Source organism: Nocardia sp. NPDC004722 (assembly GCF_053601505.1).
Genome location: NZ_JBSGBY010000349.1, coordinates 1 through 8,945, shown reverse-complemented (window position 1 = coordinate 8,945; position 8,945 = coordinate 1). Strand labels below are relative to the sequence as shown.

General features: G+C 69.0%; 6 protein-coding genes. 5 read left to right on the top strand and 1 reads right to left on the bottom strand.

Annotated elements, in window-relative coordinates:
* From ACWELQ_RS28755 to ACWELQ_RS28745, 3 genes are all read left to right on the top strand, one after another.
* On the top strand, positions 1-1,009 hold a 1,009-nt coding region (locus ACWELQ_RS28755; RefSeq protein WP_452400161.1), incomplete at its 5' end, for an amidase.
* A gap of 104 nt (positions 1,010-1,113) precedes the next feature.
* Entirely contained in the window at positions 1,114-1,761 is a 648-nt protein-coding gene (locus ACWELQ_RS28750) for a response regulator transcription factor (protein WP_354846173.1), read from the top strand.
* Between the two features lie 71 nt (positions 1,762-1,832).
* Positions 1,833-3,635: a GAF domain-containing sensor histidine kinase gene (locus tag ACWELQ_RS28745; RefSeq protein WP_452400160.1), complete on the top strand. Its 1,803-nt coding sequence runs from the start codon at positions 1,833-1,835 to the stop codon at positions 3,633-3,635.
* 63 nt (positions 3,636-3,698) lie between these two features.
* Here the strand turns inward: ACWELQ_RS28745 and ACWELQ_RS28740 are convergent, their stop codons facing one another.
* Positions 3,699-4,844: a beta-ketoacyl synthase N-terminal-like domain-containing protein gene (locus ACWELQ_RS28740; protein WP_452400159.1), complete on the bottom strand. Its 1,146-nt coding sequence runs from the start codon at positions 4,842-4,844 to the stop codon at positions 3,699-3,701.
* 225 nt (positions 4,845-5,069) lie between these two features.
* Between ACWELQ_RS28740 and ACWELQ_RS28735 the strand changes: the two genes are divergently transcribed.
* Together ACWELQ_RS28735 and ACWELQ_RS28730 are read left to right on the top strand one after the other, a co-directional pair.
* Positions 5,070-6,404, top strand: coding sequence for a diguanylate cyclase domain-containing protein (locus tag ACWELQ_RS28735; protein WP_452400158.1), 1,335 nt, complete (start codon positions 5,070-5,072; stop codon positions 6,402-6,404).
* A 187-nt stretch (positions 6,405-6,591) separates the two neighbouring features.
* Positions 6,592-8,853 carry a HelD family protein gene (locus ACWELQ_RS28730; RefSeq protein ID WP_452400162.1) on the top strand — a complete coding sequence of 754 codons (2,262 nt, stop codon included), beginning with the start codon at positions 6,592-6,594 and terminating at the stop codon, positions 8,851-8,853.
* Positions 8,854-8,945 lie beyond the last annotated feature (92 nt).

Below are 8,945 nucleotides of genomic sequence, written 5' to 3'. Positions count from 1 at the left end.
GTTGGGCAGTGACGGCGGCTGCTCGGTCCGCGCCCCCGCCGCGCTGTGCGGGCTGGTGGGCGTCAAGCCCTCGATGGGCCGGGTGCCGGTGTATCCCGGTTGCCGCGACGAACGGTTTCCGGGCGTATCCGGCTGGGAGAGCATCGAACACATCGGCCCCCTGACCCGCACCGTCGCCGACGCGGCCCTGATGCTGTCGGTACTCGCCGGGCCCGACCCACGTGACCGGCACTCCATCCCCCGCGCGGACGTCGACTGGCTCGGCGCGGCCCGCGCGGGTGCCGAGCGCCCCGACACGGTCGCCGGACTCCGCGTGGCCGTCAGTCTCGATCTCGGCTATCTGCCTGTAGACCCGCAGGTTCGCGCGATCGTGGAGCGCGCCGTGCGAGACGTGGTGGGGGAGCGGCTGGGCTGCCACGTCGAAACCGTCGACCCCCGCTGGCCCGACCCGGCCGCCGCGTTCTCCGCGCTCATCATGGCCGAGACCGACCTCACCGGCATGCGGGCCATGGCCGACGCACACGGCGACCGCATGTCCCCCCACCTGGTCGCCTGGCTACGGCAGCCCTGGACCGCAACGGATTTCACCGACGCCAACATCACCCGCAAGACCGTCGTCAACGCCATGGCCCGCCTGATGCGTGACCACGACGTCCTCATCACCCCGACCACCGCCGTCCCCGCCTTCCCCGTCGACCTGCACGGCCCCGAAACCATCAACGGCACACCGGTTCCCGACTCATCCTGGCCCAGACCGCGCACCACACGGGTCACCTCCCCCGACGGGACGGGCCCGTGGGTGGCCACTACGAAATCCGGATCGATTCCACTCGACCACACATCGAACGCGCCCATAGCCGACCCCGCTTCCGTGTTCCGACCCGGCAACCCGCCTCCATGGCAACACACCCCCGAGGCCCTCGACAGTGCCGAAAGTCCCAAAACCGACCACTTTCAGGGAAAATTCTCCGACAAAAAATCATGGCGCGTTCACTGGTGTGGGAATTAGGGACCTTCGGCGGTATCTCCCTGGCGCGCCGCGAGTTACGTTGGCCCATACCACTCGCGCGCAGTACTCACGCGTCCACGACACCGATGAGCTTGGAGGCCGTCGTGATCAAAGTCTTCCTGGTCGACGATCACGAGATCGTCCGCCGTGGCCTGACCGATCTGCTCGAGGAGGATCCCGAACTGACCGTGGTCGGCGAGGCCGGCGACGTCGCCCAGGCGCTCGCCCGGATCCCGGCCTTACGCCCGGATGTCGCGGTGCTCGACGTGCGGCTGCCCGACGGCAACGGCATCGAACTGTGCCGGGATCTGCTGGCCGACATCGACGATCTGCGCTGCCTGATCCTCACCTCCTACACCGACGAACAGGCCATGATGGACGCCATCCTGGCCGGAGCCAGCGGGTACGTGGTCAAGGACATCAAGGGCATGGAACTGGCCAAGGCCATCAAGGAAGTCGGGGCGGGCCGCTCGCTGCTGGACAATCGCGCGGCCGCCGCCCTGATGGCGCGGCTGCGGCGCAGCACCGAATTCGACGGCCCGCTGGCCGGTTTGACCGATCAGGAACGCAAACTGCTCGATCTGCTCGGCGACGGCCTGACCAACCGGCAGATCGCCGAACGCATGTTCCTGGCCGAGAAGACCGTCAAGAACTACGTCTCCCGACTGCTGGCCAAACTGGGCATGGAACGCCGCACCCAGGCCGCCGTGCTGGCCTCGAAACTCCGTACGGGACAGTCACGTTCGGCATGACAACCTTCCGGCAACCCCGGACGGCATAGACTTCCCCTGCCGTGTCGCATCCGCCGGACCGCAGGACAACAATGCACGACATTCCCCGCACCGGCCCGTACTCGGTGCGTGAAACGCTGTCGCAACTGCGATTACGCGAATTGCTCACCGAGGTCAAGGATCGGGTCGAACAGATCATCGATGCGCGTGACCGCATCGACGGGCTGGTCGAGGCCATGCTCACGGTCACCTCCGGGCTGGATCTGGACCAGACGCTGAGCACCATCGTGCGGGCGGCCACCATCCTCGTCGACGCCCGCTACGGGGCGCTCGCGGTGCGCGGGCACGAGAAACAGCTCAACCAGTTCATCTTTCACGGCATCGACGAACAGACCCGGGTGCTGATCGGGGATCTGCCCGAGGGGCACGGGGTGCTCGGACTGCTACTGGACAAGCCCGAACCGCTGCGCCTGGACGACGTGGCCCGCCACCCCGCCGCGATCGGCTTCCCCGAGCACCATCCGATCATGCGCACCCTGCTGGGCATGCCGGTCCGCATCCGCGGCGAGGTCTTCGGAAACCTGTATCTCGCCGATAAATCCGGCGGGCACCCCTTCACCGAGGACGACGAGGTGCTGCTGCAGGCGCTCGCCGCCGCGGCCGGTATCGCCGTCGACAATGCCCGGCTCTACGAGCAGGCCCGCACCCGGCAGGCGTGGATCGAGGCCACCCGCGATATCGCCACCGAATTCCTCGCCGACACCGAGCCCAGCAAGGTGCTCGCCCACGTGGTCGAGCACGCGCGTGAGCTGACCGCCTCGCAGCGGGCGCTGCTGGCGGTGGTCGATCCCGACGATCTGCCCGAGCAGGTCGCGGAACTCGTTGTCGCGCAATGGTCCGTCCCCGGCGAGACGTCGCCGTCGGCCAAGTCCGCGAAGTCCAAGAAGTCCACGCCGGCCCGGCAGGTGGTGCGCGCCACCGACACCGCCGTCGGCAAGGCGCTCACCACCCGCACCCCGCTGCGTTTCGACGACGCCCGCCACATCGATCTGGGCCTGCCCACCCCCTGGGTCGGGCCCGCGCTGGTGCTGCCGCTGCACACCCCCGATTCCACGCTCGGCGTGCTGATCACCCTGCGCTCGGCCGAATCCGCGCCCTACACCGGCGAACTGATGGAGTTGATCGCCGCCTTCACCGATCAGGCCGCGCTGGCCATGCAATTGGCGGTGGCGCAGCGGCGTATGCGCGAACTCGACATCCTCACCGACCGCGACCGCATCGCCCGCGACCTGCACGACCATGTCATCCAGCGACTGTTCGCCATCGGCCTGTCGCTGCAGGGCACCGTGCCGCGCGCCCGGATACCCGAAGTGCAGCAACGGCTTGCCGACGCCATCAACGATCTGCAGGACGTGGTGGAGGAGATCCGCACCTCCATCTTCGACCTGCACGGCGGCGACGGGCACAGCACCCGGCTGCGCCAGCGCCTGGAACGCGCGATCAAACAGCAGACCACCGCCACCGACATCCGGGCCCTCATGCACGTCACCGGGCCGCTGTCGGTGGTCGAACCCGCGCTCGCCGATCACGCGGAAGCCGTTGTGCGCGAAGCAGTCTCGAACGCCGTCCGCCACTCCGGCGCGGACACCATCACCATCGACATCGGCGTCGCCGACGACCTCACCATCGTCGTCGCCGACAACGGCTGCGGCATCCCCGACGGCATCACCCCCAGCGGCCTCACCAACCTGGCCCGCCGCGCCGAACAATCCGGCGGCAGCTTGGCGGTGTATCCCCGCCGCGCCAAGAACGGCGCGGAGAACGGCAACGGCGACGACAACGCGAACGGCACCAGCACCGGCACTAAACTGCACTGGTCCGTGCCACTGCACTGAATCCGTTTGGTCGGGGATCCGTTCGTCGAGGACCCGCTGCACCGCCGTAATGACGGAGGTGGGTCAGCCGATCGGGCCGAGGACCACGGCGGAGTTGTGGCCGCCCATGCCGAGGGCGGTTTTGACGGTGATGCCCTCGACGCCCTGCTGGACGCCGTCCACCAGGCGTGCGTGGGCGGGGGCGACGATCGGGGCGGAGACCAGGATGTCGCGGTCGTAACCGAGTGCGGCGGCGGCCAATTCGACGCCCGCCGAGGCGGCCTGGCAGTGCCCGGCCAGCGGCTTGAGGGCCACCACCTGGGGTCTGTCGTCGAAAAGCTGTGCCAGCAGGGTGGTCTCGGCGGCGTCGCACTGGGCGGTGCCGGAGCCGTGGGTGTTGAGGTAGGCGACCTCGTCGGGGCGGACGTCGGCGCTGGCCAGGGCGCGGCGCACGCATTCGAAGATCTGCTCGTAGGACGGTTCGACCGAGATCACATGGTGGCCGTCATTGGACATACCGCCGCCGAGCACCGCGGCGTACGGGTTGTCGGCTTCGCGGGTGACCACGAATCCCACCGACGCCTCGCCGAAGCCGAAGCCGCGGCTGCCCTCCTGGAACGGGCGGCAGGCGTCGAGCGGGTCGGTGTCGTCGACGGCCGCGCCCAGCCCGACGAACGGCTGCACCATTTCCGGAATGGCGGACATATCGGTCGCGACCACCAGGACGTCGTCGACGATCCCCTGGGCCATCCACATCTGCGCGGTGATCATCGCCACGTTCGACGAGGAGCAGGCGGCGGTCACATTCATGGCCGGGCCGTGAAACCCGAACTCGGTCATCAGCATCGACACCGGGGTCGAGGGAAGTAATCGCAGATAGTCGCGGGAACGCCGCTGCCCGCCGTCGACGGTGTAGAAGTCCCGCCACTCGTAGACGTTGCCGAGCACGATGGCGTGCAGCAGGCCGACCGTGCGCCCGGGCCGCCAGCCGCGCTCGTGCGCATCGCCGACCGCCTCGCGCGCCGCGCCCATGATCGCGCGCAGATACCGGCTGTCCGGCAAGTCCGGATCGCCACCTTCCGGCACGCGGGCAACCCATCCGTTGCGATCGCGATCGGGCCCGTACCCTGGAAAGAGCCGGGCGGCGGGTTTGCCGCTCAGCAAACCCTCCCAGAGGGTTTCACGGCCCCAGCCGTACCCGGTGACGGCGCCGATTCCGGCAATCGTCATATGATCTTGATGCCGACCTGTGGTCTCGGGTTCGCGGATGGTGCCAGGCATTTGCATCGCTCCTTTCGGGACACTGCCCGTAATGATCACCAATCTCGGGCCGATGCTGTGCAGGACTGTGATTCATTCAATACCGCTGAGAACGTGCACTAGCAACTTTTCAGATAACGAGTAGGGTGCCGTGCTCCAGCGACGTGTTGCAACGACGAGCAGGGGGTGCAAGAAGTGGCGGGTAACGATCGGGCGAACGACCCGGCCGATGCCGAACAGCTGGCCCAGCGGTACCGATCCCTCGTCGACTACAGCCCCGACGGGGTCGTGGTCCACGAGCGCGGCACCGTCGTCTACGCCAATCCGGCGATGCTGCGCCTACTCGTGGCCGACGCCCCCGAGGACGTCGTAGGGCAGCCGGTCATGGACTTCGTGCAACCCGATTCCGTCGCCCCCATGCTCGAGCGCATCCGCCGCCTCACCATCGCCGGGACCGCGTCGGTTCCCACCGAGATGACCCTGCGCCGCTGCGACGGCGGCAGCGTGGACGTCGAGACCGTCTCGGTGCTCACCGCCTGGCACGAGCACCTCGCCTATCAGGTGGTCGTGCACGACCTCACCGCGCAGCGCGCCGCCGAGGCCGCCGCCGCCCGCGCCGAGCAGTTCTTCACCACCGTGGTGTCGCAGCTCGAGGAGGGCGTGGTGGTGATCGACAAGGACGGGCGCATCGAATCGGCGAATCCGGCCGCGCGCCGCATCTTCGGCTACGACGCCGACGATCTGGTCGGCACCCACATCTACGACATCCCGCTGTGCCTGCTCGACGCCAACGCCCAGCCCATGCCCACGTCCTGGTATCCGGTCATCCGGACGCTGGCGACCGGGGAGATCGTGACCCGCTTCGTGTTCGGGCTCGACCGCCCCGACGGGCAGCGGCGTTGGCTCTCCGCGAACAGCCGCCTGCTCAATCCGGACGATCCGGAATCGGCGGCCGTGTCCTCGTTCAACGACATCACCGAATTCCGGGCCAGCCGAAGGCAATTGGAATACCAGGCCACCCACGATCCGCTGACCGGGCTGGCCAATCGGGCGCTCGTGCTCTCGCGGCTGTCGGCGGCGCTGGGCACCAGCGAGAACCTGCCGGTGTCGAGCGTGCTGTTCATCGACCTGGACGGGTTCAAGGCGATCAACGACGGCCTCGGGCACGCCATCGGCGACACCGTGCTGCAGATCGTGGCGCAACGCCTGCAGCGCGGGCTGCGCGCCGACGACATCGTGGGCCGCATCGGCGGCGACGAATTCCTGGTGCTGCTGTCCGGGCGCACCCTGGGCGACGACCTCGAGACGCTGATCGCGCGGCTGCGCCAGACCATGGCCGAGCCGATCATCGCGCGCGGGCACCGCATCCAGGTAGACGCCTCCATCGGCGTCACCCACCTGCACGCCGGGGACGGCCGCACCCCCGAAGCCGTGCTGCACGACGCCGATCTGGCCATGTACCGGGCCAAGGCGACCGATCACCAGAGCACCACGCTGAGCCGCCGCAGCGACAGCACCCACGCTTCCTGAGCTCCTCGTCACGTTAACCAGCCGGTACGGCACGCGTGGCAATCGGGAACTAAACTCGATAACTCTGTTCTCGATGCTTCGCGTGCCGCGCCCGTGCCGGCAGACGTGGTGAACAAGGAGTTCCGTTTTGCCCGACCTCACCGAGGAGCGTTCCGTGTCAGAAGCCGCCAACGCGGTATCCCCGGACATGGAGCGCGAGCAGCAGTACCTCACGAAGCTTTACGAACAGCTCGACGGCATGCGCGCCTACGCCCAGCGGCGGCTGCGCACCGTACTGCTGGAGACCGGCGGCACCCCGCAGGCGCGCACCGAACGCGAGTCGTTCACGCAGCTGTACTCCGAGGATCTCGCCAAATACGATGCCGCCGAACACGGCCTATGCTTCGGCCGCATCGACCTCGCCGACGACGGCAGCGGCGAACAGACCGGTGACGGCGAACTGCGCTACATCGGCCGCATCGGCATCCTCGACGAGAGCGCCGATTACGAGACGCTGCTGTTGGATTGGCGCGCGCCCATGGCCCGCCCGTTCTACCTGGCCACCACCGCCGCGCCCGACGGCGTGACCCGGCGTCGCCACATCCGTTCACGCAACCGCACCGTCACCGCGATCAACGACGAGTACCTGGACCTGGATGCCGCCCGCCGCGACGGCGTGATCGGCGGCGACGGCGGCGTCGGCAGCGAGAGCGCGCTGCTGGCCGCGCTCAATGCCGCGCGCACCGGGCACATGAACGACATCGTCGAAACCATTCAGCACGAGCAGGACGCCATCATTCGCTCCGAGCACAAGAGCGTGCTCGTGGTGCAGGGCGGGCCCGGCACCGGCAAGACCGCGGTGGCGCTGCACCGCGCGGCGTATCTGCTGTACACCTACCGTCAGCAGCTGGACAAGGCCGGCGTGCTGATCATCGGCCCGAACTCCACCTTCCTCGACTACATCGGCCAGGTGCTGCCGTCGCTGGGCGAGACCGGCGTGCTGCTGTCGACCATCGGCGACCTGTACCCGGGAGTGCGCGCGACACTGGAGGATTCGCTGCGCGCCGGGGAGCTCAAGGGTTCGCTCGCCATGCTCGAGGTGCTCAAGAAGGCGGTGCGCGACTGGCAGGAGGTGCCGCGCGAGCCGATCCGGCTCTACTTCGACGGGCATCAACTGGAATTGAACCGCCAGATCGCCACCAAGGCCCGCGGCCGCGCCCGCTCCTCGCGCCGTGCGCACAATCTCGCGCGGCCGATCTTCGCCGCCGGGGTGGTGGACGCGCTCACCGATCAGCTGGCCGCGGCCATCGGCGCGAACCCGCTGGGCGGGCGAAACCTGTTGAGCCAGACCGATCTCACCGAGATCCGCGACGAGATGCGCGCCGACCCGGAGATCCAGCGCGCCATCGCCGGGCTGTGGCCGATCCTCACCCCGCAGGAGGTGCTGGGCGGGCTGTGGGCCGACCCGCGGCGGCTGGGTAACGCCGCCGGGCAGCTCAGCGCCGCCGACCGCGCCGAGCTGTACCGCTCCGACAGCGGCGAGTTCAGTGCCGCTGACGCCCCGCTGCTCGACGAACTGGCCGAATTGCTCGGCATCGACGACAGCGAGGAGCGTGAGCGTTCCCGCCGCCGCTGGCGCGCGCAGCTGGCCGAGGCGCAGGACGCCCTGGACATCCTGACCGGTTCCGCGCCACAGGATCTCGAGGATGACCTCGACCCGGAACTGCTCATGGCCTACGACCTCATCGACGCCTCCCAGCTGGCCGAACGCCAGCAGGTGCGGACCCGGCAGACCACCGCCGAACGCGCCGCGGGCGACCGCACCTGGACCTACGGGCACGTCATCGTGGATGAGGCGCAAGAGCTTTCGGAGATGGCGTGGCGAATGGTCATGCGCCGCATCCCCAATCGCTGGATCACCGCCGTCGGCGATGTGGCGCAGACCGGCGACCCGGCGGGCGCGTCCTCGTGGCAGCAGGTGCTGGAACCCTATGTGGCCAAACGCTGGAAGCTGACCGAGCTGACCGTCAACTACCGCACGCCCTCGGAGATCATGGCGGTGGCGGGCGACGTGCTGGCCGCCATCGACCCGGCCGCGCCGTCGCCGCGCTCGGTGCGCGACTCCGGCTTCGCGCCCGCCGCCGTGCGGGTGGCGTCCACCGAACTGGCGGACGAGATCAAGCGGCTGATCGCCGCCGAGGCCGAACAGCCGGGCACCACGGCGGTCATCGTGCCGCACGATGTGGCCCCGGAACTCGCTCACCTGAGCGATGATTCGGTGCGCGTGCTCACCGTCCACGATGTGAAGGGCCTGGAGTTCGACGCGGTCATCCTCGCCGAGCCGCACCGGATCTTGACCGAGTCGCCCCGCGGCCTCAACGACCTGTACGTCGCCCTCACCCGCGCCACCCAGCGCCTGGCCGTCGTGCACTCGGAGGATCTGCCCGAGGTGCTGCACCGGCTCAGCTGACCAGTCGTCGAACAACGAAGCGGGGGGGGGCCCGGGTGGGGGGGCGGGGGGGGGGGGTTGGGGGGGGGGGGGGGGGGGGCCCCGAGGGTAAC

Bases quoted from the DNA above. Each gene is read 5' to 3' on its own strand.
- ACWELQ_RS28745 (WP_452400160.1), top strand. From the start codon at position 1,833: ATGCACGACATTCCCCGCACCGGCCCGTACTCGGTGCGTGAAACGCTG.
- ACWELQ_RS28740 (WP_452400159.1), bottom strand. From the start codon at position 4,844: ATGACGATTGCCGGAATCGGCGCCGTCACCGGGTACGGCTGGGGCCGT.
- ACWELQ_RS28730 (WP_452400162.1), top strand. From the start codon at position 6,592: ATGGAGCGCGAGCAGCAGTACCTCACGAAGCTTTACGAACAGCTCGAC.